General features: G+C 38.1%; 13 protein-coding genes. 9 read left to right on the top strand and 4 right to left on the bottom strand.

Features of this window, described 5'->3' with window-relative positions; all coding sequences use genetic code 11:
- Positions 1 to 161: 161 nt before the first annotated feature.
- From ACXACQ_RS09545 to ACXACQ_RS09565, 5 genes are all read left to right on the top strand, one after another.
- Positions 162 to 1,325: a glycoside hydrolase family 88 protein gene (locus ACXACQ_RS09545; RefSeq protein WP_474975711.1), complete on the top strand. Its 1,164-nt coding sequence runs from the start codon at positions 162 to 164 to the stop codon at positions 1,323 to 1,325.
- Positions 1,326 to 3,740 (top strand): glycoside hydrolase family 2 protein, encoded by a 2,415-nt coding sequence (locus tag ACXACQ_RS09550; protein ID WP_474975712.1) that lies wholly within the window; start codon positions 1,326 to 1,328, stop codon positions 3,738 to 3,740.
- 245 nt (positions 3,741 to 3,985) lie between these two features.
- Positions 3,986 to 5,305, top strand: a complete 1,320-nt coding sequence (locus ACXACQ_RS09555; protein ID WP_474975713.1) for a sugar porter family MFS transporter — start codon at positions 3,986 to 3,988, stop codon at positions 5,303 to 5,305.
- 11 nt (positions 5,306 to 5,316) lie between these two features.
- Complete coding sequence (locus tag ACXACQ_RS09560) at positions 5,317 to 6,900, top strand: glycoside hydrolase family 32 protein (RefSeq protein ID WP_474975714.1); 1,584 nt, start codon at positions 5,317 to 5,319, stop codon at positions 6,898 to 6,900.
- A gap of 4 nt (positions 6,901 to 6,904) precedes the next feature.
- Positions 6,905 to 7,786, top strand: coding sequence for a carbohydrate kinase family protein (locus ACXACQ_RS09565; protein WP_474975715.1), 882 nt, complete (start codon positions 6,905 to 6,907; stop codon positions 7,784 to 7,786).
- A 72-nt stretch (positions 7,787 to 7,858) separates the two neighbouring features.
- Here the strand turns inward: ACXACQ_RS09565 and ACXACQ_RS09570 are convergent, their stop codons facing one another.
- On the bottom strand, positions 7,859 to 11,101 hold the full coding sequence (locus tag ACXACQ_RS09570; protein WP_474975716.1) for a T9SS type A sorting domain-containing protein: 3,243 nt from the start codon (positions 11,099 to 11,101) through the stop codon (positions 7,859 to 7,861).
- A gap of 190 nt (positions 11,102 to 11,291) precedes the next feature.
- Here ACXACQ_RS09570 and ACXACQ_RS09575 point away from each other — a divergent pair, with 190 nt between their 5' ends.
- Both ACXACQ_RS09575 and ACXACQ_RS09580 read left to right on the top strand, forming a co-directional pair.
- Complete coding sequence (locus ACXACQ_RS09575; protein ID WP_474975717.1) at positions 11,292 to 14,384, top strand: ATP-binding protein; 3,093 nt, start codon at positions 11,292 to 11,294, stop codon at positions 14,382 to 14,384.
- Positions 14,385 to 14,452: 68 nt separating this feature from the next.
- Positions 14,453 to 15,340, top strand: a complete 888-nt coding sequence (locus ACXACQ_RS09580) for an omptin family outer membrane protease (RefSeq protein WP_474975718.1) — start codon at positions 14,453 to 14,455, stop codon at positions 15,338 to 15,340.
- A 2-nt stretch (positions 15,341 to 15,342) separates the two neighbouring features.
- On the opposite strand, the gene gloA2 is transcribed toward ACXACQ_RS09580, so the two are convergent.
- On the bottom strand, positions 15,343 to 15,732 hold the full coding sequence (gene gloA2 / locus ACXACQ_RS09585) for an SMU1112c/YaeR family gloxylase I-like metalloprotein (RefSeq protein WP_474975719.1): 390 nt from the start codon (positions 15,730 to 15,732) through the stop codon (positions 15,343 to 15,345).
- Between the two features lie 283 nt (positions 15,733 to 16,015).
- On the opposite strand from gloA2, the gene ACXACQ_RS09590 reads away from it, so the two are divergent.
- Entirely contained in the window at positions 16,016 to 16,861 is an 846-nt protein-coding gene (locus ACXACQ_RS09590; RefSeq protein WP_474975720.1) for a DUF7282 domain-containing protein, read from the top strand.
- A 49-nt stretch (positions 16,862 to 16,910) separates the two neighbouring features.
- Here the strand turns inward: ACXACQ_RS09590 and ACXACQ_RS09595 are convergent, their stop codons facing one another.
- On the bottom strand, positions 16,911 to 17,918 hold the full coding sequence (locus ACXACQ_RS09595) for a DUF4494 domain-containing protein (RefSeq protein ID WP_474975721.1): 1,008 nt from the start codon (positions 17,916 to 17,918) through the stop codon (positions 16,911 to 16,913).
- A 240-nt stretch (positions 17,919 to 18,158) separates the two neighbouring features.
- On the opposite strand from ACXACQ_RS09595, the gene ACXACQ_RS09600 reads away from it, so the two are divergent.
- On the top strand, positions 18,159 to 22,697 hold the full coding sequence (locus ACXACQ_RS09600; protein ID WP_474975722.1) for a DUF5686 family protein: 4,539 nt from the start codon (positions 18,159 to 18,161) through the stop codon (positions 22,695 to 22,697).
- A gap of 46 nt (positions 22,698 to 22,743) precedes the next feature.
- Here the strand turns inward: ACXACQ_RS09600 and ACXACQ_RS09605 are convergent, their stop codons facing one another.
- Positions 22,744 to 24,219: a S1C family serine protease gene (locus ACXACQ_RS09605; protein WP_474975723.1), complete on the bottom strand. Its 1,476-nt coding sequence runs from the start codon at positions 24,217 to 24,219 to the stop codon at positions 22,744 to 22,746.
- Between the last annotated feature and the right edge of the window lie 147 nt (positions 24,220 to 24,366).

Raw genomic sequence — 24,366 nt, forward strand, 5'->3', positions numbered from 1 at the left:
ATCCTTATGCCCCCTTTGAACTTTTAATTTGTGACATAGGCCTATTTTGAAAATAAAATACACACGGCCATGAGATTAAGATTATCCTGGAAAGAATTACTACTGGTACTTTTTATTTTAGGTATGTCCTTGATTCTTATCTATCTAAGTTAATTGCTCTTATGAATAAAACTCCTTTTTACGCGCTACTGTTATTACTTGCTTTTTGTATCTGCTGTTCGGTACCACTAAAGAAAAACCCACCAGATAAGTTACTTTCCAGACTTGAATATTTAAAGGCTTATCCTCTCGATTCTACCAGTATACCAAGAAGCGTAGAAGAAGATGGTTCTGTGAGAGGCGTAGGGTCTGGAGATTGGACCAGTGGCTTTTTTAGTGGATCGCTCATGTATGCTTATGAGCTTACTAACGATAGTAGTTTTTTAGAGAGAGGGGCAAAGTGGAGTGCGTTTATTAAAAAAGAGCGTTTCAATGCATCATCGCACGATATAGGTTTTCAAGTGAATTGCAGCTATGGACATCTCAATAAATTAAGGCCAGACCCGGGATATATATCCATTATTGAGCAAAGCGCCACTACGTTAGTTAGTAGGTTCGATGCTACTGTAGGCTGCATCAGGTCATGGGACTTTGGGGGCAACAGGTGGAAGTTTCCTGTGATTATTGATAACATGATGAATCTAGAATTACTATTTGAGGCTTACGAATATACACAAGATTCTACCTTTAAAAACGTGGCTATTTCACATGCTGATAAAACACTGGAAAATCATTATAGGGGAGATTATAGCTGTTTTCATGTTGTTGATTATGATCCTGATAATGGAGATTTAATTAAGAGAATAACATTTCAAGGTTATAAAGATGAGTCAGCTTGGGCGCGAGGGCAGTCTTGGGGCTTATATGGTTTTACTATGGCTTATCGCTACACACAAGATTCCGCGTATTTAAAACAAGCTCATTATATTGCTGATTTTCTAATGAACCATGCTAAAATGCCTGAAGATAAAATCCCTTATTGGGATTATGATGCCCCTATTACATCAAACACCCCTAAAGATGCTTCAGCGGCAGCAATTATGGCTTCTGCCTTGGTAGAGTTATACACATTTACTGATGATGAGCGGTATTTGATATTTGCCAAAAGCATACTTCAGTCTCTGAATTCAGAGGCTTACCTTCTCAAAGAGGAAGATGAAACCCCGTTTATTTTGGCGCACAGCACAGGTAATATGCCCAATAATGATGAAATAGATGTGCCAATTAATTATGCCGATTATTATTTTTTAGAGGCATTAGTAAGGTTAAAACACTTAGAGAGGTAATTGAAGAAGGAAATGAGGTTTTTTATAGTGCTCTGTAGCCTGTTGTGCATAAACTATTTTGTAGCAGGGCAAGAGACTAATAAATATAGAGAGTTACAAAATATTAATGAGGGCTGGACTTATCTCCAAAAACCTTTAGAAGAAGTGTTTAAGGTCGCGCGCGCAAAAGGCTGGGTAGATATTGATTTACCACATACTTGGAATGCAACAGATGTAGTAGATCAGGCGCCTGGCTATAGAAGAAATGCCAGCTGGTATAGAAAGGTACTAAAGCTTTTGCCAAAAGAAGGGAAACGTTATATGCTTTACTTTGAGGGTGCCAATATTACTACTGAAGTGTATGTAAACGGTCGGTTGGCGGGGGCTCATGTTGGTGGCTATGTGGGGTTTGAAATTGAAATTACACCCTATTTGCAGCAAGGCGAAAATGGCATTTTAATAAGGGTAGACAATAGTTATGATCCTCAGGTTATACCCTCTCAAAAGTCTGATTTTTTTATATATGGAGGTATTACAAGAGATGTTTGGCTCAAAGAAGTTAATGAAACTTATATAGACCAAGTGAGAATTTCAACGCCTTCGGTCTCTGAGAAGGCAGGAAAGGCAGAGATAAATGTCAGTTATAACGGAAATATTAAGGCTGATTATCAAATAAAAGCGTCACTAATTTCTCCTGATCAAGAGGAGGTGGCTGTAAAAACAGTGCGAGCACGAAAAGGAAAGGCTCAACTAAGTATTGACGTGGATCACCCGCAACTTTGGGATATTGATCAACCTCATCTTTATACCCTAAAAACTACTCTTGTAGCCAATGGTAAAGTGGTGGATCAAACATCTGATGATATTGGCTTTCGCTGGTTTGAGTTTCAAGATCATGGGCCTTTTTTACTCAATGGTAAAAGGGTGCTGCTTAGAGGTACACATAGGCACGAGGAGCATGCAGGTTACGGAGCTGCCATGTCTAATGCCATGCACAGAAAAGATATAGAAACCATAAAAGAGATGGGTGCCAATTTTGTAAGGTTAGCACATTACTCTCAAGATCCTGAAGTCTATAAGGCTTGCAATGAATTAGGGATTTTGGTGTGGGAAGAGTTACCGTGGTGCAGAGGAGGAGTAGGAGATGAACAATGGAAGATTAACACTAAAAGGTTGCTCAAAGAAATGATTAATCAGCACTATAATGATCCAAGTATAATCATTTGGTCATTGGGAAATGAAATATACTGGCTACCAGACAATGACTCCATAAGTACCACTGAGCATATGAATACATTTTTAACTGAGTTGAGTGATATTGCTCATGCAATGGATCCGGGGCGAAAAACAGCTATCAGGAAGTATTATGAGGGGGCGAGTATTGTTGATGTTTTTAGCCCTTCAATTTGGTCGGGCTGGTATTCGGGTAATTATAAGAACTACAAGCATGTTTTAGATAAGTCCATTCATGATTATCCACATTTTTTACATATGGAATATGGTGGTGCCAGTCATTCGGGAAGACATACAGAAAATCCCATTACTGGCGGTGGTAAGGTGAAGCCTAACGAGTGGGAAGAGCCTATAAATCAGGTTAATGCTGTTAATATTGCAAATAATGGTGATTGGAGTGAAAATTACATCGTCAATTTGTTTGATTGGTATCTGCATATATCAGAAAATCACCCCACGTTAACCGGAAATGCACAATGGGCTTTTAAAGATTTTGCTACTCCACTTCGTCCTGAAAATGATATACCATATGTAAACCAGAAAGGCCTTTTGGATCGTGCCGGAAAGCCTAAAGATGCATATTATGTATTTAAGAGTTATTGGAGCGATAAACCATTTGTATACATAGAATCTCATACTTGGAGAGAGCGATCAGGTCCGGAAGGGAAAAATAAATATGTAAAGGTCTATAGTAATCAGCCTAAAGTAGAGCTATGGCTCAATGGTGAGAGTTTGGGCGAAAAGGAAAGAAGTATAGAGCAGTACCCTGCTTGCGGCTTATATTGGAATGTGCAGTTCAAAGAAGGGCAAAATACTTTAAAGGCCACTGGTAAAGATCATGTTAATGTAATGTCTGCCAGAGATTCTATGTCGCTGACTTACTATTTTTCTCCATCGGGAGATCCTGATAAAATTGCTTTGACATATAAAAAAACAGAAGACGGCAATTATTTAATTACGGCAACGGCTATTGATAAATCAGGCAGAAGAAGTCTTCATTATGAGGAGAAGGTTTATTTTCAATGCTTAGAAGGCGGAGAAATGTTGAAAAACCAAGGCACACCCACTGGCAGTGAAGTTATAGCTATGGCTAATGGAGAAGCTTCTATAGTGGTAATGCCTGATCTGGAGGCTAAGAAAATGGTGATGAGTGTGCTCAATCAGAACTTTAAGGGTACTTATATTGTAATTCCCCTGCTGTAATTTCTCAATATAGTACCATGTGGGTAATGGTGCCGCTTTATATTAACCTTTTGACCATCAGGTTTTTTGGTTTTACCTTCCAGATAGCACCATTAAAACCCCGCAATATTATTATTTTGCATTTGTGAATTTGAATTTCTTAAGATTATAGAATTTAAATTAATAGCCTTATATTGCCTTCATCGAAATCGATTTCGGTACTTTTAAAAGAGTGGCTATTTAAATTTTCTTATAGAAATACATTTATGAAAAGGATTCTGTATTGGTCAATCACCATCGCTTTAGGAGGTTTTTTATTCGGGTTTGACACAGCTGTAATTTCAGGAGCGGAACAGTCGATTCAGAAATTATGGAACCTCAATGCTTTTGAGCACGGACTTACAGTGTCTATTGCGCTGATAGGAACCGTATTTGGAGCCTTATTTGGAGGTTACCCGTCTGATAAAATGGGTAGAAAGCAGACCTTAATATGGATAGCGCTTTTCTATTTGGTATCGGCACTTGGCTCTGCCATTGCTACTAATTGGTACTTGTTCTTGTTCTTTAGGTTTTTAGGAGGTTTAGGGGTAGGAGCCTCTTCAGTGGCAGCCCCTATGTATATTTCGGAAATATCACCTGCTGCACAAAGGGGAAAACTGGTTGCCTTATTTCAATTTAATATCGTGCTGGGTATTCTCATTGCTTATGTATCAAATTATTTTCTTTCAGGTGTAGAGGCACTTGGATGGAGATGGATGCTGGGGGTAGAAGCGCTACCTTCGCTAATTTTCTTTTTTATGCTATTAGGTGTGCCAGAGAGTCCTAGGTGGTTAATTATTAAAAAAGGCGATTTACAAAAAGCTATCCCCATTCTTCAGGTAATAGCACCCGATTCGCTCGAAAAAACTATTGAAGATATAAAGAACTCTGGGCACAACGATGAAAACACAACGCCATCAGCCCTTTTTTCTGCTCAGCATAAAGTACCTGTTACTTTGGCTATATTATTTGCCATGTTCAATCAATTATCTGGTATAAATGCAATTATCTATTATGCACCACGTGTGTTCGAAATGACTGGTTTAGGTACTGAATCATCGTTGCTTTCGTCTATGGGTATAGGAGTAGTTAACTTTCTGTTTACACTCATAGCAGTAAATTTTATTGATGTTTTAGGGCGCAAACAGTTGATGTATATTGGTTCAGTAGGATTAATTATTACCTTGGGATGGATCAGTTACACCTTTTATACCGAAAGTTTTACAGGGTATTTGGTCCCTGTTTTATTATTTGTTTACATTGGTTTTTTTGCTTTTTCACAAGGGGCTGTTATTTGGGTGTTTATTTCTGAGATATTTCCCAATAAAGTGAGGGCGAAAGGGCAAACGCTAGGGAGTTTTACGCACTGGATTATGGCAGCTATTATAGCCTTTACATTTCCTATTATCGCAGAAAAACTTGGTGGGGGGCATACTTTTTTAATTTTTACAGTAATGATGTGTCTTCAGTTGCTTTTTGTTTGGAAACTGATGCCAGAGACTAAAGGCAAGTCATTAGAACAGATTGAAGATCAGGTAGAATTATAAATATTAAGCTTATGGAAAGGCGTAATTACGTGTTATTTGTTTTGTTGTTATTGATGGCTTTTTCATGTGCCGCACCTAAAGAGGACAGCAAAGACAATCAAAAGAAAAAGGAGGTTAAAGTTGTTTCTGATGCATTTTACAAGGAGAAATATAGACCTCAGTTTCATTTTTCACCGCCCGCTCATTGGATGAACGATCCGAATGGAATGGTGTATTATGAAGGGGAGTATCATTTGTTTTATCAGCATTATCCTGAAAATACCGTTTGGGGCCCGATGCACTGGGGGCATGCTGTTTCTGAAGATATGCTACACTGGGAGCACTTGCCAATAGCTCTTTACCCTGATTCATTGGGATATATATTTAGTGGTAGCGCAGTAGTAGACTGGAATAACAGCACAGGTTTTGGTAAAGACGGTGTCCCGCCTTTGGTAGCTATGTATACTTACCATGATGCTGAGGGAGAGAAAAACGGTACAAATAATTTTCAGACACAAGGTATAGCTTATAGTAATGATAAAGGACGTACGTGGACTAAATATGAAGGTAATCCTGTTATTCCAAGTCCGGGTATTAGAGATTTTAGAGATCCAAAGGTGAGGTGGGATGAAAATTTAAATAAATGGATACTTGCTTTGGCGGTAAAGGATCATATCGCTTTTTATGATTCTGATGATATGAAAACATGGAATCACCTGAGTGATTTTGGCCAAGGTATAGGAGCGCATGGTGGTGTATGGGAATGCCCCGATTTATTTCCGATGCGCACGGGCAATAATAGTGTGAAGTGGGTGTTGTTTGTGAGTATTAATCCAGGGGCTTTGCAAGGAGGTTCTGGAACGCAATATTTTGTGGGTGATTTTGACGGGAAAACATTCACCCCTGACAAAGATGGATATGGCTGGATAGACTATGGGCCTGATAATTATGCTGGAGTTACCTGGTCAGATATTCCTGCTGAAGACGGCAGAAGATTGTTTTTGGGCTGGATGAGTAATTGGCAGTATGGGCAAGTAGTGCCAACTGAAAAGTGGCGCAGTGCCATGACTGTACCTCGCACTTTGACTTTAGAGGCTTATAAAACTTCATATTTATTGGCCTCACATCCAGTTGATGAGCTTAATTTACTAAGTGCTGAATGTGTAGAGTTTGACACAACAAACTTGCATTCATCGGTTAATCTAAAAGAGGGGCTTGAAGATGTTACTACCTATAAGTTAGAATTGGAATTGGATGAAGTAACGAGCCACTCTTTCTCATTAAACTTATCTAATGCAGAAGGACAAAAATTAGTATTTGGTTTTGATGGACAAAATGAATATTTTATTGATAGAAGTAAAGCTGGTGAGGCAGCTTTTTCTGAAGAGTTCTCGCGTGAGTATAAAGCTCCTAGGTTCGTAAACTCTAATAAAATGAGTTTAGAAATATATGTAGATGTGTCTTCCATAGAGGTATTTGCAGACGGAGGCGCTACTTGTATTACATCATTGTTTTTTCCAGATAGCCCTTTTATAGGATTAACTTTTGAGTCAGAAGGGGCCATTATTGAAAAGCTGAAACTGTGTGAGTTAAAATCAGTTTGGAATCAAAAATAACTTTATGAAGGTACTTAGTTTTGGTGAGGTTTTATTTGATATCATTGAAAATGAGCCGCATCTGGGAGGTGCTCCTTTAAATTTTGCAGCCCACTTTGTAAAGTGTGGCGGTGATGCTGCTATAATGTCGCGCTTGGGTAAAGACGTGCTTGGAGAACGCGCTGAAGCAGAAATAAAGCAATTGGGTGTAGATATAAAGCATTTGCAGTGGGATGGAGAGCACGCTACAGGTACAGTAGAAGTAACTTTAGAGAATGGTCAGCCTGAATATAATATTATCAATTCGGTGGCCTATGATTTTATCGAGTACCCTAGTGAACAAGTTCTTCCTGAATTTGATGTGTTATATTTTGGCTCTTTGATACAACGCAGCGAGGTATCTACATTGGCGCTTCATAGCTTGGTGGCAACCAACACCTTTAAACATATATTTTTTGATGTAAACCTAAGAAAGGACGGCTACAATAAAGAAATTATAGCTCGCTCTTTATTAATGTGTAATATTCTTAAGCTCAACGATGCTGAAGTTATGGTGCTGGCTGATTTATTATACGACAGGCCAATGAGTATGCAGCATTTTTGTTCGAGATTAACTTCTGAATATGATATTAAACTAGTGTTGATAACTGCAGGAGGAAAAGGAAGCTACTATTACGCTGAAGGAGCATTGGTCTTTGTGAGTGGCAATAAGGTAGAAGTGGCAGACACAATAGGAGCCGGAGATGCGTTTAGTGCGGGGTTTGTGTTTAAGTACTTACTAACTAATGACCCGAAGTCCGCTTCTAAAATGGCCAATAAAGTTGGTGCATATGTAGCTTCTCGCACCGGTGCTATTCCTGAATATGATGATTCTATAAAAGAATTGCTGGTAGAAAGTAAAGCATAAATATTAGAAAAGGCCGAAGCTATGATAGCTTGCGGCCTTTTACTGAACCAACTAAAACAAAAAGCTATTACTTTAATGTCTTACAATAATTTTTTCTTTCAAAAGTGATTCTCCTGTATTGATAATTAAAATGTAAATTCCTGGCTTCCAGTTGCTCACCTCTATTTTGGATGCTTGCCTAGATAAAGTGCCAGTTGCTATATAAGTACCTCTTTGATCAACCACATCATAATCAAACTCACTTTCAAATGCCGCCATAGTCACCTTTACATATGTGTCTGCAGGGTTAGGGTAAATGTTTATTGCTGTTGCAACTTTCCTTTTTACTATAATGACTTTTAGGGTTTCTGAAGTGCCGTCAAAGTCAACTTGCGTTAATCGGTAAAACGTAGTAGCCGATGGATTGAAGTCATTCCAAGTATAGGTGCTTACTTCTTGAATAGTACCGTTACCATTAATTTTGGATGCAAACTCCCAATGCATATTATCCGTACTTTTTTCTATTACAAAATAGTCATTATTTAGCTCCGATGCAGTTTTCCAATCTACCGTATTATAATTTCCATTTTCATAACCTTTAAACTGTATTAAAGTCACAGGTAAAGAGCTGACAGCGCTGCTTATCGTAAAACGGCCATATTTACTTGCGTCCGTAGCTTGTATATTATAATCTGCGGTGTTAAAGGTGCTATTCATGGCTTTATAATCTCCATTGAAGTTGGCATCATTAGCTAAATGAACATTAGGGTCGCTGGTAGAGACGGTGCCGATTTCTGAGGGAGAAAACATATAATTCATGTCAAAGTTGTAGCTGTTGTTTGCATCTCCAGAAGCTTCAATGTCAAAGTAATTGTTAGAAACACTATAATTGTTAGGGTCAGCCGGCCATACACCACTATAAAATGTCAAGGTTAATGCATCGGGGAGGTCTGACCCTGGAGTGAAATATATTTCTACCCGATCTAATCCGTTAACTTCAAAAGTATAAGTAACGCCAGTGCTGAATGGGCCATTGAGGACTACAGCAGCAGGTGTAGATAGGCTCGGGTTAGCGGTAAATTCAAATGCGCCAATATCAGGAGCTCCTTCGGTGGCATCTACAGGTCTGGCAGTGCCTGCTTTGTCATCAGTAATGGCAGATAAGTGTGTGCCTGTTCCACTTACTGTCCAGCTATTAGCGTTGCTGGCATTAGGTTGCAAATTGGTAGCGGAAGTAAAGCCAGGGTCTCCATATACAGATTTGAGATCGCTGGAGGTAGAGGTTTTCCATGCCGGCAAAGAAGCGCTCCCATTGGCAGCTAAGTTTGCTAATGAACCTACAAGGCCTACGTATCTATTGGTATAAGCGCTGTTGCTATTAATATGATAGGCATTGTGGTTTAAATATGCCAACTGTGAAATGTTAGATTCTATAAATACCCCCAGAGAAGAGGCTTTTCCTGCTAAAGAAGTCTTTCCTCCTAAGTCGTTTTTAATAATGTTGTTGGCCATGGAGGCACTGGTAGTGTTAGCTGCTATGGCTATACCTAAAGCTATAGATGTAGTAAAATCCATTGTTTCACCTGACATGTAAATGGAATTGTTGTATAGCATTATGCCACTCTGGTTGTATGCTTGGGTTAACCCCGCTTCACCTCCCAAGCCTAAAAATATAGCTGCCGGGTTGTTAAAGCCTGTATTAGCGGTAGAATTAGCCCCATTGCCAGAAATTTCATAAATCTCGTTATTTGAAATTTCAATGTTGCTATTAAGCAATCCACTGTTCACATTTATACCATGACCACTATAAGATGAAGTAGTGTTACCATTAAAGTTAATGTTGTGAATAGTATTTTTTTCAATCACTAAATTTTTTGAATTCTTATCTATTTTTATTCCGGTATCGGTATGCTGGTCTGTACTATTAAAGTTACCGATGTTATTCTCAGCCACCAGCCCGTTATCTACTCCTAGTAAATGGATGCCATCTTCCCTGATATTAGTATTAATGTCATTTCCAATAATATTGATGTTAGTAGCTAAACTATTGGTGGTATAACCTCCACCAGATCTGTCCACTCCATCAATATGGATGGCTTCTTTCACGGATTGAATGGCATTGTAGTTAATAGTAAGGTTGTCAAACCTCGCTTCTGATCTAAAGTGAGCGTTGGCTGTGCTGGCACCGTATAAGCCAGCAACTATTCCATATCCTTTAGTTTGGCTGTTTGTTGATAAGTTGGTGTGTGTTACGGATATATTACTGACTGTATTGGTTTCATTAGCGCCTGCAATAAACAATGGCATTACAAATGTGTCGGCATTGTTGTTAGAGATTATGGTCAAATCCTTAGTGGTTCCTCCGTTTGTATTAGAGCCATCAATGGTAATATTATTTACCGCTCGTAGTGTTAGTGTCCCTACATTGGCTGTAGTGAAATTGTTGCCAGTAACCGTTGGGGTTACTCCAGTACCGGGCTCTGGTTTTATGGTAAGGTTGTATGTGCCCATTCCTGTGTATGGCGTAGTGCTTCCATCACCAATGATTAAAGGGAAAGTTTCGAAATCAGTATTATAAGTCTCGTCTGAAAGGAAGAATTTCACATCAGCACTTTGCCCATAATTGTTGAGGTAATTAACAGCTGAAGTTAAGGTAGGGAAGTCTTCTCCATTTTTTAACCCAATAGCATATTCGCCATTTAAAGGTCCTTTGGCTGATGGCTCAGATGTTATTAGTACATTATCAATGGCCGCAGGAGGGTTGTCTACGTAACCATCATTGTCATTTACCCAGCTAAACACCAAAGTAGCTCCGTTGGTGGCATTTTGAATAAAGTTTAAATAAGTGGCATTTAGAGTGATGTTAATCCTTGTCCAATTGTCTATATCTGCCAGATAGCCTAATGAAATAGAATTGCCTCCATTTAGTGTAGCCTTTGAGGGTACTATGGTGTTATCGATGTCAGCTAAAATTAATTCCATCTGATCGTATGTGCCACCAGCTCTTTCTCCATCAGCATATCCATCGAATTGAATTCTTATTTCTTTATCAGTGACAACGGCAGGCCAGTTAGGTTTTACCCATGCGGTATGGTCCGAGGTGGTGTTGATATAAGTGTTGTTGCCATCTCCAGAAGATACGCCTAGTCCAAAGTTGCCTGTGGTTAGCGAACTATTGTTATTTAATAAAAACCACTCGTTGTCTGTTACCCCTGTAGTGATAGATTTCATCCATCCAGCTACAGAACCTTCAAAATTCTGGAATAATATTACTTTCTGAGCTTCTGCCTTTAAGGCTAAAAATATACATGCGATTATTAAAGCTAATCTTGCCATCGTAGTTCAGTAATTATCTTTTTATTTCTTCAAATATGTAGCTAAAACCGTTTTTAGGGAAAATATATGGATGAATGGCAGGGACTTTCCGATGAATAAATCCGTATCTGTGAAAAGGATAAAATATTCATTCTTTACTTAAATCTTACATTGCTTTATTCTTAAGATAGTATTTAATATATTGTTACTGATGAAATCGGAACTTACACCTGACTTTGCTGTTTTAATAGAGTCTCTGGATGAGGGCATTGCGCAGTTAGATAATGAGGGCAAGATAGTTTATTGCAATGCTAAGCTCGCTTCTATTGTTGGTATTGAAAAGCATTCTGCTATTGATACTTTTTTCTGGGATTATCTTCCTCCAGAAGAAATAGAGACATTTAAAATAGTTTTTTCTGAATGCACCAAATCGCTGCCTTCATATACCAAAACACTTTGGATCAATACCATACCCTGTAAGGTAAAGCTCAAAGTTCATAGAAATGAAGCGGATGAGCATGGTCAAATACTACTGCTTATCTACCCATTGGAAGAAGATGCCTTTTTCACTCGATCTGTTTTAGACAAGAGCAGGCTTTTTTCTTCTTCTCATACCATGGATGTTTCACTTTCTCAAAATGAAGATGATTTTATTCAGGTGATACTGAATACGATGACAGAGTCTGTGGTGGTGTACAATGCAGCCGGCACTCTGGTATATATGAATGAGGCAGGAAAGGACATGATCAACATGGCTTCAATCAATAATATTAAGGAGAATGTTAGGTTGTATTATAGCGATAAAGAAACATTAATACCGGAGAAAAGACACCCTAAATGGAAGATTTTAGGCGGTAATTTAATAGAAGAGCAAGAAATCTATGTACACAATGCTGTTGCTAATGTAGGGGCATTTATCAGCATTAAAGGGCAGCCCTTATATAATCAAACTGGCAATATTGTAGGGGGTATTATCATTGGTGTAGATATTTCAGAAAGGCGGGCTAGTGACTTTGAAATGCGCAAAAGTTCCGAATTACTGTCTCAGGCGCAAAAAATGGCGAGTATAGGGCATTGGGAGGTAGATTTGTTAGCCAATGAAGTGTTTTGGTCCGAGGAGACCAAGGCCATACATGAGGTGCCTCAAAGCTTTAAGCCTACTTTTGATGCTGCAGTACATTTTTATACAGTAGAGTCTCTTGCTGTTATTTCTAAAACTATAGAAGAGAGCGTAAAAACGGGAGAAAGCTGGGATTTGAAACTTACTATAAAAACCAGTAAGGGGAACCTTAAATATGTGAGAACTATAGGTAGAGTGGTGAAGGTAAATGGAGTAGCTACAAAAATTTATGGTGTATTTCAAGATGTTAGTAAGGACCAGCAAAAGGATGAGCAATTAATAGCATTTGTGGATGCTGCACCTGCGGCAATAGCCATGTTTGATAAAGATATTAGCTACATTGCTGCCAGTGAAACTTGGTATAAAACGTATAATCTTGAAGGCGTAGAGATCATAGGTAAGGGGCATTACGAAATATTTCCTGAAATAACTGGTGGTTGGAAAGAAATTCATCAACGAGCATTAAAAGGTGAGTTGTGTAAAGCTGAGGAAGATAGGTTTGATCGGTTAGATGGTAGTGTGCAATGGCTAAAATGGGAGGTAAGGCCATGGTATGCCATGTCTGGTGAGATAGGCGGTATTATTATGCTCACAGAAGATATAACGCTAGAGAAACAAGCCAAAGAGGAGCTGAGAATGGCTAAAGAGGCTGCAGAGGAGGCGTCTATTGCCAAAGAGGAGTTTTTGTCAACGATGAGCCATGAAATAAGAACGCCTATGAATGCGGTTATAGGTATGACTCACTTACTGTTACAAGAGGAAAAACTGCCGCATCAGGAAGAAAACCTAAGAACATTGCAGTTTTCCGCAGAAAATCTTTTAGTGCTCATCAACGATATTCTTGATTTTAATAAAATTACTGCTGGTAAAATTAATCTAGAAAATACTGCTTTTAATTTAAGAGAGCTTGCATATAACATTCGTAAATCTTTTGAATTTAAATCTCAAGAGAAATATTTAAGGTTGTCATTTATTTTTGATACCGATATACCCGAATATTTAATGGGTGATCCTACCCGTTTAAGCCAAATACTTACTAACTTAATAGGTAACGCAGTGAAATTTACCACTAAAGGTATGGTAAGGCTCACGGTACAGTTGGTGAAAGAAGATATGGAGTCTGTAACCATATATTTCTCTGTTAAAGATACGGGTATAGGTATACCTAAAGAATATCACAAAACAATATTCGAACGGTTTAATCAGGCAGGGAAAGAGACTACAAGAAAATTTGGAGGTACAGGATTAGGGCTTGCAATAACCAAAAAGCTGCTAGAATTATTTGGAAGTGACATATTGTTAAAAAGCGAACCCGGAAAAGGATCTGAATTTAAGTTTGAGATTACTTTCGATAAAGTTAAAAATATGCAGGAGATTAATAATAAGGTTAAATACGAGGAGGGGGATCATGAAACGGCTGGCATACAGGTGCTTTTGGTTGAGGATAATAAGGTGAATCAGATCGTAGCTTGTAAGTTTTTAGATAACTGGAATATTAGTGTAGATATAGCCGAAAATGGGCAAGAGGCTGTAGATAAGGTGCATAACGCTTCGTATGATTTGATATTAATGGATTTGCAAATGCCCGTGATGGATGGATATGAGGCCACCAAGGAAATAAGAAAAAATACTAGTTTTGACAGTTTGCCAATAGTGGCTCTTACTGCTGATGCTACTACTGATATCAAAAATAAGGTTCAGGAGGTAGGAATGACCGATTTTTTAACTAAACCTATAAACCCTCAGGAGCTATACAATAAAATAGTGCAGGTTACCGCACATAGGCAGGTAGACTCAAAAGAGCAAAGCCAAGAACAGCCAGAAGATAATGATGCTGCAACTCAAGATATGCTGGATTATGCTCTAATCAAGCAATTGTCTGATGGAGATAACAGCTTTTTTAAGAATCTAATTATCTCATTTAAAAATGAACTAGTGAAGTTCAACGAAGAGTATGAAGGTTTTATTAATGATAAAGATGCTGATCAGTTAAAGGCCTTAAGGCATAAAATGAAGCCCTCATTTGAACTTTTTTCTACCACTCATTTGGCGGATGCCCTAGATGAAGGTATTGATATTGTGGAAAAGGAAAAATTTGATGAGATAAATACTTCTGTGAAAAAGGTGAAAATGTTAGGGGATAGTGTTATCAATCAATTAGTTGAAAAGGAAAATACGTTGTAATACAGTATATGTCTTTGTAATTTGATATTTATAATTTAACATTAAGCTGTAATCAAATAGCTTGTATCTTGGCTCGTTATCTTCTTATTTGCGTTAGCATATTTTTGTCTTCATGCCATCTTTTTGCTCAGTCTAAAAATGATATTAAGGTTCAGTTAGTAGGACTTTATTCTGCTCAGGATTTTGAGTGGTCTATAGCGGCAAATGGTATGGACACTTCCCCCAATATTCTTTCAGAATTATCTTGGAAGAGCCTACATGCGGCAGGCGCAAAAGTAAATGTGCAAGTGCCTATATATCGTAATTTTTTGATTAGTACAAATGCATCATGGCAGGGGATATATTCTGGCGAGGTTACCGATAGAGATTATGAGGCTGATGACCGTCAAAGTATGGTTTATGATTTAACTGTAGATGCAGGAAGAGGATTTGTGTTGGATTTGAACCCAGCTGTAGGCTATTTATTTCAAAGTAATAAATTTTCTATTATCCCTCAGGTAGGTCTTGCTTATATCCGGCAAGATTTTTACTTGCAAGATAATGAGATAACAAATGGCTTAGAAACGCTAAAAAGTACCTATGAAACCAAGTGGGAAGGCTTGTTTGGTTCTGTTAATGTAGAATATGTGTATTCTGATTGGCAGTTTGAGTTATCATTTAAGTATAGTCAGCTTAACTATCATGCTAATGGTAACTGGAATTTGAGAGATGACTATATGCATCCTGTAAGTTATTCTCATAAAGCTAAAGGTTATGATGCTATGGCAGGTATTGGAGTGCACCGATTGTTAACTGAAAATTGGTCGGTTTTTGCAGCTTTTTCATACCAAAAAAGAAGTACAGGTAAAGGTGCTGACATGTTGTATACAAAGGCTGCCAGTACTCCAGTAACACAACTGAATGATGTCACTAATAAGGTGAAAAATATTGGCCTTGGGGTTTCTTATTCTTTTTAGGCTTATACCTCATACAATTCTATAGGTAAGTTATCTGGGTCGAAAAGAAAAGTGAATTTCTTCTGTGTATCTTCATCAATACGAGCATCCTCTACCTTTAATTTCAACTTACGCAGTAGGGTAATGCTTGCATCTACGTTATCTACTTCGAAGGCTAAATGTCGCAGGCCTGTGGCTTCTGGGCGAGATACTCTGGCAGGAGGAGAAGGGAAAGAGAACAGCTCTATGATGTAGCTCCCATTCAAATGTAGCTCTAATTTATACGAATCTCTTTCTTCTCTGTAAATCTCTTTTCCGGGGGTTAATCCCAATACTGAAGTGTAAAATTCTTTAGACCGCTCATAGTCAGAAGCAATAATGGCTATATGATGTACTTTGTTGATTTTTAACATCTACAATTCTGCTTTAGGTGTATTTCATTTTAAAAATACATGTTTCTGTAAAACATACTCAACACTTTGAGAAATACTGTGGCATGCACTGCTCGGATGTTTTTTGACCCGTTGTGCTATCTCTCTTTAAACTGGTGTTTTCTGTTTTTTTAAGTGCTGGATTACAACTTGCAATTCAGTGAATAAGATCTGGAAAGTCAAATTTAAAATCCAATGACATGTTTCGGTTCGTAAATATTAAAAAATGCTTCAGCAATGAAGTTTAAATTTAAAAACCAATTATATGAAAATGAACGCACTAAAAGTAATGGCAATATTATTCGTAGGTCTTTTTATGGCTTCTTGTAGCGATGATGATGATGACAGTGGAATGGTAACGCCAGAAGAAAAGACCGGTAGCTTTACAGCCGAAGACCAAATGGTAATGTCAGGCAATATGATTACCGTAAGTTCTATTACGGTTAATAAAAAAGGATGGGTAGTAGTACATGCTGCTAATGCCGAAGATGATGGTCCGATGGTGCCAGCTATTATATCTAAACCAGTTCAGGTAGAGGCAGGCACAACCCAAGATGTTGAAATTATGCTTAATGAAGATGCAGGTGTGGAAGATGGAGATAACTTATGGATAATGCTTCATACGGATGATGGAACTATAGGAGAATACGAGTTTGATGGGAGTAATGGATTAGATGCTCCAATAGTAGATGATAACGGAGCTCCTGTAATGTCTCCAATAGAAGTTAGTGTTGCTAGCGGTATGGTTATGGCTTCAAATCAACTGGTGGGTTTTGCTGATGAGATGTATACAGTAACTGCTACAGTAACTATGAACAAGTCGGGATGGTTAGTGGCGCATGCTCAAAATGAAGATATGACAGGCCCGGTGGTTCCAGCAATAATATCAATTCCAGCAATGGTGCAAGCAGGTGAGGAAACTGAGGTTACAATTAGCATTAAAAAAGAAGCTAATCTGCAGGCCGGTGATGTGATTTACTTGATGCTGCACAATGATAGTGGTACGATGGGTACATATGAATTTGATGGAGCAAATGGGTATGATTTACCTATATATTCTGCAGGCGGAAGTATTGAAATGGTATCGATAGAAGTGTATATGCGGGCATAAATTAGAGGTACTAAATAAAAAAAAGGAGGCCATTTGGCCTCCTTTATATTTAAGCGTTTGTCTTTTCATCATCTTCATCATCATCGGTTTCCGTCTCTTCCTCTTCCTCCGATTCTTCATTTTCTAATTCTTCATCTTCGTCTGTTTCCTCTTCTGTCTCGTCACTTTCCTCTTCGTCTACCTCTTCTTCGCTTTCTTCGTATTCTTCCTCATTTACATCATCCTCTTCACCGTCTGTTTCTTCATCTTCTTCCTCAGCATCCTCTTCATTAACATCCTCCTCTTCATTTACGTCTTCCTCATTTTCCTCTTCCTCCTCTGTTAATTCAGATGTATCTTCTACGTCTTCGCTGTCTAAGTCGGCTGCTTCTAAAGTGATTTCCTCATCTTCTTCCTCTTCTGGAGCTTCGTCCTCTTCAGACTCATCTTCATCCATGTCTAAGTACTCACCTTTGCCAAGTTCAGCTTCTACCTCTTCTTCGTTTTCTTCAGTCCCTTTATTAACAGCTCCTATTACTTCACCAGTGTTTTTGTCAATTAAGTCGTTGCCATCTTCCTCATATTCCTCCTCGTCATCGTATTGAAATCCTTCAATTTGGCTAACAGGCTTAAGGTTTGAAGGTATGTCATCAGCGTTGTAAGGGAATACCTCTACAAAATTGGTTAAAGTGATGCTAGGTATTTCATAAGGTACTAGCATGCTATCAAAGTGCTTTTCTATCCTTTCGTAAGCTTCTTTTATATTGTCAGCAGACACCAACAGGTAAGTGTTAATTTTTTTCTCCTTCTCGCTGTCAGCATCAAGGGCACTGTAAGATACTTTGCTTTTAAACCAGGTCTCTGAATCTTCATAATTGACTACCTCGGCAATGTTCGTTTTGCTAATGTTAGTCACAGCAAACTCTCCGGGCAATTCGCGGCCTATTAAATCGTGAACACGTGTTTCAGCGTCAGTATACGAAACAGCATCCATCAGGTACGCATCGGTAACCTGCTTTAATGAGCCTTCATCCGTTTCTCTTCCATACTTTACTTTACAGGAAAACCAGGTTTTCATAATTATTGAATTTTAATTTCATGAAGGCTGCAAAGATAATATCCTTATTAAGGAACCGAACTAAAAATTCAATAATATTATTTAGATCATGCTTTTATATCCACATCATTGATTTCTAGTTTATTAACATTTACTATGATCAAGATTGAAGTTGTTTTTGATATTAAACTATGATGATGTTGCAATAAATTCTGTGTTATTTCATTTATAAGTGAAAGGGTATATTTAAATAAGCATAAAATGATGTCTGTTTTGCGACTTGTATTAATTGTTTTTCTTACAGTATTTTGCTTTTCTTCTTTTGCACAAAGTATAGAGCCACCAGTGGCTAAAAAAGAGGAGCATCTTACTATTATTCATGGAGATACCTTAAAAGATAATTACTATTGGCTTCGGAAAAAGGGAGATTATGAGGTGATTAATTACCTCTCTGCAGAAAACGGTTATGTTCAGCGTATGACCAAAAGTGGAGATTGGATCAGAGAAAAGCTCTTTGAAGAAATGAAAGATCGTCTGCAAGAGGATGATCTCTCAGCTCCAACCAAAAAGGGTGATTACTTCTATTACAGCAGGTTTGAAAAGGGTAAAGATTATACTATCTACTGTAGGAAAAAAGGAAGCATGGATGCAGAGGAGGAGGAAGTGCTGCTGGATATCAATAAGCTGGCCGAAGGAATGGGGTATATCAATGTAACTACCTCTGTCAGTCCAGATCATCAATGGCTTGCTTACCAAGTAGATTATACAGGAGGACATAAGACCAGTGTTTATTTTAAAGATCTTAATACCGGAGAAGTGATTAATGATGAGCTTCATCGGGTAGGCTCTATGGTTTGGTTTAATGATAGCAAAACCATAGTCTATACAAAAAAGGATACCACTAATAGAGACTATGTATTACTCACACACAGGCGGGGAGATGACGTCAAAAATGATAAAGTACTTTTTGAGGAAAAAGATAAAACATTTAGTCTGACTGTAGGTAAAACCACCTCTAAAAAATATATTGTAATCATCTCTTCAGTGACATTATCTTCAGAGGTTAGGTATATGGAAGCTGATAATCCAGGTTCGCAGTTAAAGCTTTTCAGAGAGCGAAGAAATGATCAAAAATATTCTATTGATCATTTTCCGGGCGAAGAATCTTTCTACGTAATAAAAAATTTCCCAAATAAAAATTATGATATTGTCCGTACGCCAGAAAAACAGGTTTCTGAAGAAAATTGGAAGTCCTTCTTCCCTGTTAATGATACTATTCCTTTAACTGGCTTTTCTCTTTCACCAGATTTTATGGTAGTGAATCAGCTGGTTGATGGGCTTCCTTCCATTATGGTGATTAACCGTAAAACACAAGAGAACTATAGGCTGGAGTTTCCGGATCCTTCATATTTTGTTTCAGGAGGAATTGAGCTGGAGTATGGTCCTGATATCTTGATGTACAACTATTCATCGCAAAAGCAGCCCACAATAATGTATAAGTATAACCTGAGTACCAAAGAGAAAACCATTTATAAAGAATGGGAAGTGCCTGGTTATGATGCTGGTAATTATACTACAGCCCGTGTTTTTGCTGCCGCTGCTGATGGAACTGACATCCCAATTTCTTTAATATATAAGAAAGGTTTAAAGTTGAATGGCGAAAATCCAGTTTGGCTAACGGGCTATGGTTCTTATGGTATTTCAAATTTTCCTGCTTTCAGTTTGGCTAAGGTCGGCATGTTGGAGCGAGGTTTTGTTTTAGCCACTGCTCATGTAAGAGGTGGTGGAGAGTATGGCCATGATTGGTATGAAGCAGGTAAATTATACAATAAGAAAAACACATTTACCGATTTTATTGCATGTGCTGAGTTCCTGATTAATGAAGGTTATACTGATACTAGCAAGTTGGTCATTTCTGGCACTAGCGCTGGAGGCTTACTGATGGGGGCAGTGTTGAATATGCGCCCGGAATTATTTCATGCAGCCATTGTAAATGTCCCCTTTGTGGATGTGGTCAATACCATGTTAGATGAAACTATTCCACTTACCACCTTTGAGTATAACGAGTGGGGTAATCCAAATGAAAAAGGATACTTTGATTATATGATGTCATACTCCCCTTATGACAACATCAAGGCTCAGGATTACCCTATGATGCTGGTGCAAGGTGGCTATAATGATCTCAATGTAGCTTATTGGGAGCCTGCTAAATATGTGGCAAAGCTTCGGGCTACAAAAACTGATGACAACAGGCTTTATTTAAAAACTGCCATGAACGCAGGGCATGGACTGACTTCTGGTAGATACAACTGGTTGAAACAGAAGGCATTTGAGCAATCGTTTATGCTTAATGCTGTTGGCGTAGATGCGGGTTATGGGACTATCCGTGGTACGGTTACTGATCCTGAAGGCGAGCCTATGCCCTTTGTAAATGTTTTCATTAAAGGATCTACAACAGGTACTACCACAAATACAAATGGTGAGTATGCCCTGGACTTAAGAAGTGGTGATTATCAGATTGTATTTAGTCATGTGGCCTACACGAATACTATTAAAGATATCACTGTAAAAGGTGATGTAGACCTCGATGTTAAATTGTCGTCAGATGCTATTATGTTAAAAGATATAGTGGTGAATGATAGTTATGAGGATGCTGGTTATGAGATCATAAAAAAAGCAATGGCCAAACGAAAGGACTACCTTAAAGCGGTAGATGGCTTTTCTGCTGATGTATATATGAAGTCTTTTGATAGGCTGGATGAAATTCCTGAAAAGCTCCCGGCCTTCCTACCAAAAGAGGATTTGCCAGATAGTACAGACCTCGGGCTCATGTATCTAAGCGAATCCATCTCAGAATTGTATAAAAAACAACCTGATGAAGTAAAGGAGGTGATGATTTCCTCTAAAGTGGGTGGTTGGAGTCAGGGCTATAGCTGGAATCAGGCAGGGCAGATTGATTTCAACTATTATCAAAACCTTATAGATATTGGTGATTTGGCGGCCAGAGGAATTGTGAGTCCAATTGCGGCCAATGGTCCTATGTTTTATAAGTACAAATATCTGGGTGAAATAGAAAAGCAAGGAAGTAAAGTTAATAAGATAGAGGTAATACCCAGACGGAGAAATGATCCGGTGTTTGCTGGTAATATTTACATAGCTGAAGATACTTGGAATGTGGTAGGTGTGGATATGATACTGACCAATAGACAGATTGAATTTTATGACACACTACATATAGAGCAGGATTATGTCAAAATAGAAGATGACTTGTGGATGCCATTGTTGCTTAAAACTTATTCTAAAATTAAAATCTTCGGTTTTGCAGGCTCTACTAATAATATTATAAGTTATAAAAACTATGAGGTAAATCCGGATTTTCCTAAAAACCTCTTTAATAATGAGATTTTCAAAATAGAAAAAAATGCCAATAAAATGGACTCATCTTACTGGGTAGAACATAGGCCTGTGGTACTCACTGATGAAGAGATCAAATACTATTATAAAAGCGATAGTACAGAAAAGTTGCATCAATCTAAAGAGTATCTAGACTCCTTAGATAGAGAGAGGAACAAGGTGAAGTGGAGTGAGCTTCTTACGGGTGTAACCATACGCAATAGATATAAAAGTACGTTTTATAATTTCTCGGGTTTGTTAGACATGTTGCAGTTCAACACTGTTGAAGGATTGGTGGCTAATTTCAAGTGGAGGAGATATAAAGGAGAATGGTGGACTTTCGATAAGAAAAGTTATAACCTCAGTGGTACGCTCAGATATGGCTTTGCTAATCAAGTTTTTAATGCTACGGGTGCTTTTGATAAAACGCTGAATAAAATGACAATGGAGCGGATTTCCTTCTCCGGAGGTCAAACTGTGGCTCAGATTAATAACTTAGAACCTATTTCTCCTATTGTAAATGCTACATATTCACTTTTGGGTAGAGATAACTACATGAAGCTTTACCAGAAACAGTTTTTTGAAGCTGGCTATCAGAAGGAGGTGACCAACGGTGTTTTGCTAACGGGGCAGTTAGGGTATGAAAACCGAAAGCCTATGGTTAATCACTCAGACTATGCCTTTGTTTCGGAAAAGGAAGATAGAATGTATACTTCTAATAATCCATTGTCTCCATATTCTGATGAGCCACTTTTTTCAGAGCATCAGGCTTTAATATTTAATGCGCAGGCTCGTTTCAGTATTAAACAAAAGTATGCTACCCGACCAGACCGGAAGGTGATATATGGTTCTAAATACCCAACGTTTACATTAAACTATAAAAAAGGTATATCAGCTTTAGGTAGTGATGTAGACTTTGATTTTGCCAATATAGTTATAGGTGATAATCTGGATTTAGGGCTTTTGGGGGTGTCATCTTATGATGTCACTTTTGGAGGGTTCTTCAATAAGTCTACAGTGCCGTTTTTGGATTACAAACACTTTTTAGGTAATGAAACTATATTTTTAAATAAGCAAGAGTATTACGGACGAGATCGTTCGCCATTAAATGCCTTTCATATTCTAGATTATTATAGCAAGAGTACCACTAGCACCTATTGGGAAGGTCACTATGAGCATCACTTCAATGGCTTTTTGTTAAATAAATTACCGTTATTAAGAAAGATGAAGTTCCAAGCCTTGGGGGGTGTTAACCTGTTAAAAGCTGGTGATAGAGAATATACCGAGCTATACTTCGGAGTCGAAAATATCTTTAAAGTGATGCGGGTAGATTTTGCCACCGGTTATGATGATATAGATAAAATGAAAACCGGAGTCAGGGTTTGGATAGGTCTTTCTAATCTATAAAAGGGGAAAAGGGTGTATCTAATTATATATCGATACACCCTTTTATTTATCTCAGATAGAAAGAATAATATCCTTCTCGGCCTTGTCGGTTCACACCTTCAATAATTACGCGGCCTCTAATTTTCTCTAATATATCTACCAGCTTTTCAGGATCTTTTATGGCTACCCTGTTGATGTCTGTTATGATGAAATCTTCAGATATACCTATTCTTTTAATTAACCCATTTTGGATGTTAAATACTTTAACTCCATAATCCAGACCTATGAGATCTCTTTCCACTTTAGGTACAGACTCGAATTTAGCGCCTAACGATTCACTGGTGTAAATTTCACGCTTAAGTATACTTGTAGTGCCTTCTCTGTTGGTTAAAACTATTGGGGCCGACTTAGTCTTTGAGCCTCTTTTGTAGGTAAGCGTAATTTTTTCGCCTGGCGAGTGATAGCTCAGCTCTTCTTCGAACTGGCTTCTGCTATTTACAGGTATAGCATCAATAGCCGTAATAATGTCCCCCTCTTGTAAACCTGTTTTTGCGGCAGCTCCATCTTCTTGTACATAGCTTAGTAAAACCCCATTGAAACCATTATTGGGCTCAAACGGAATATCCATTTTCTTGGCTACAGTGGCGTTAAAGTCAGTGACTTCACCTCCAAAGAAAGCTTTTTGCACTTCTCCATATTCTATTAAATCGCCTACTATTTTTTTAACAATATCTACAGGTACAGCAAAACCATAACCTGCATAAGAGCCCGTCATAGAAAGTATGGCTGTATTAATGCCTACCAGTTGCCCGTTTTTATTCACTAATGCTCCACCACTATTACCTGGGTTAATAGCTGCGTCAGTTTGTATAAATGATTCAATGGGAAATTTACCTTGTAGTATGTTTATTTCTCTACCTTTTGCACTTACAATGCCGGCAGTAACAGTGGAGGTAAGGTTGAAGGGGTTTCCTACAGCGATCACCCACTCACCAACTTTTAGGTTTTTAGAGTTGCCCACGGGTATTGAGGGGAGATTTTTAGCATCTATTTTTAATACTGCTAAGTCTGTAGAAGGGTCGGTGCCAATAAGCTTGGCAGCATAAACATTTTTATTATAAACCACTTCTAGCTCATCAGCATTTTGAACCACGTGGTTGTTGGTTACAATATAACCATCGTTGGTGAAGATCACTCCAGAACCACTACTAATTTGTGTTTGTGTGCCTGGTGATCTATCAAAAAACCAATCGAGATAAGTGCGGCCATAAGCTCTTTCTGTTATGTTTTTTATATATACTACACTTTGGGTGCTAATTTCTGATGCAGACACAAAATCGGTGCTCATGTCAGCTATAGCGCTACTATTAGTCGAATAATTGGTGTGTTGTGGCCTCGAGCTGTTGCTGGCGAAGACTACATTACTATAATCAATAGAAGCCTCTGGCTGTTCAATGAGGCTGGTTTTTAATAAATCAAAGGTATAGGCGCCACCAATACCCGCAGTAAAGCTCAATAAAATAATATATAAGGTCTTTCGCATAATTCTGATTTAGGGTTTAAAATACAAAAATTGTGCAGGTATAAAGAACGTTACAATTCAATTGAAGTTTTATACTTTCTCTGTTAATAAATGTTAAAAATGATAAAATATGCACGCCTAATACACATAGTGGAAGTCTATTAGTTG

This window comes from Fulvivirga sp. AWR4_260 (assembly GCF_056158185.1).

Coding starts and splice junctions, on each gene's coding strand:
- ACXACQ_RS09545 (WP_474975711.1), top strand. CDS start 162: ATGAATAAAACTCCTTTTTACGCGCTACTGTTATTACTTGCTTTTTGT.
- ACXACQ_RS09555 (WP_474975713.1), top strand. CDS start 3,986: ATGAAAAGGATTCTGTATTGGTCAATCACCATCGCTTTAGGAGGTTTT.
- ACXACQ_RS09560 (WP_474975714.1), top strand. CDS start 5,317: ATGGAAAGGCGTAATTACGTGTTATTTGTTTTGTTGTTATTGATGGCT.
- ACXACQ_RS09565 (WP_474975715.1), top strand. CDS start 6,905: ATGAAGGTACTTAGTTTTGGTGAGGTTTTATTTGATATCATTGAAAAT.
- ACXACQ_RS09570 (WP_474975716.1), bottom strand. CDS start 11,101: ATGGCAAGATTAGCTTTAATAATCGCATGTATATTTTTAGCCTTAAAG.
- ACXACQ_RS09575 (WP_474975717.1), top strand. CDS start 11,292: ATGAAATCGGAACTTACACCTGACTTTGCTGTTTTAATAGAGTCTCTG.
- gloA2 (WP_474975719.1), bottom strand. CDS start 15,732: ATGTTAAAAATCAACAAAGTACATCATATAGCCATTATTGCTTCTGAC.
- ACXACQ_RS09590 (WP_474975720.1), top strand. CDS start 16,016: ATGAAAATGAACGCACTAAAAGTAATGGCAATATTATTCGTAGGTCTT.
- ACXACQ_RS09595 (WP_474975721.1), bottom strand. CDS start 17,918: ATGAAAACCTGGTTTTCCTGTAAAGTAAAGTATGGAAGAGAAACGGAT.
- ACXACQ_RS09600 (WP_474975722.1), top strand. CDS start 18,159: ATGATGTCTGTTTTGCGACTTGTATTAATTGTTTTTCTTACAGTATTT.
- ACXACQ_RS09605 (WP_474975723.1), bottom strand. CDS start 24,219: ATGCGAAAGACCTTATATATTATTTTATTGAGCTTTACTGCGGGTATT.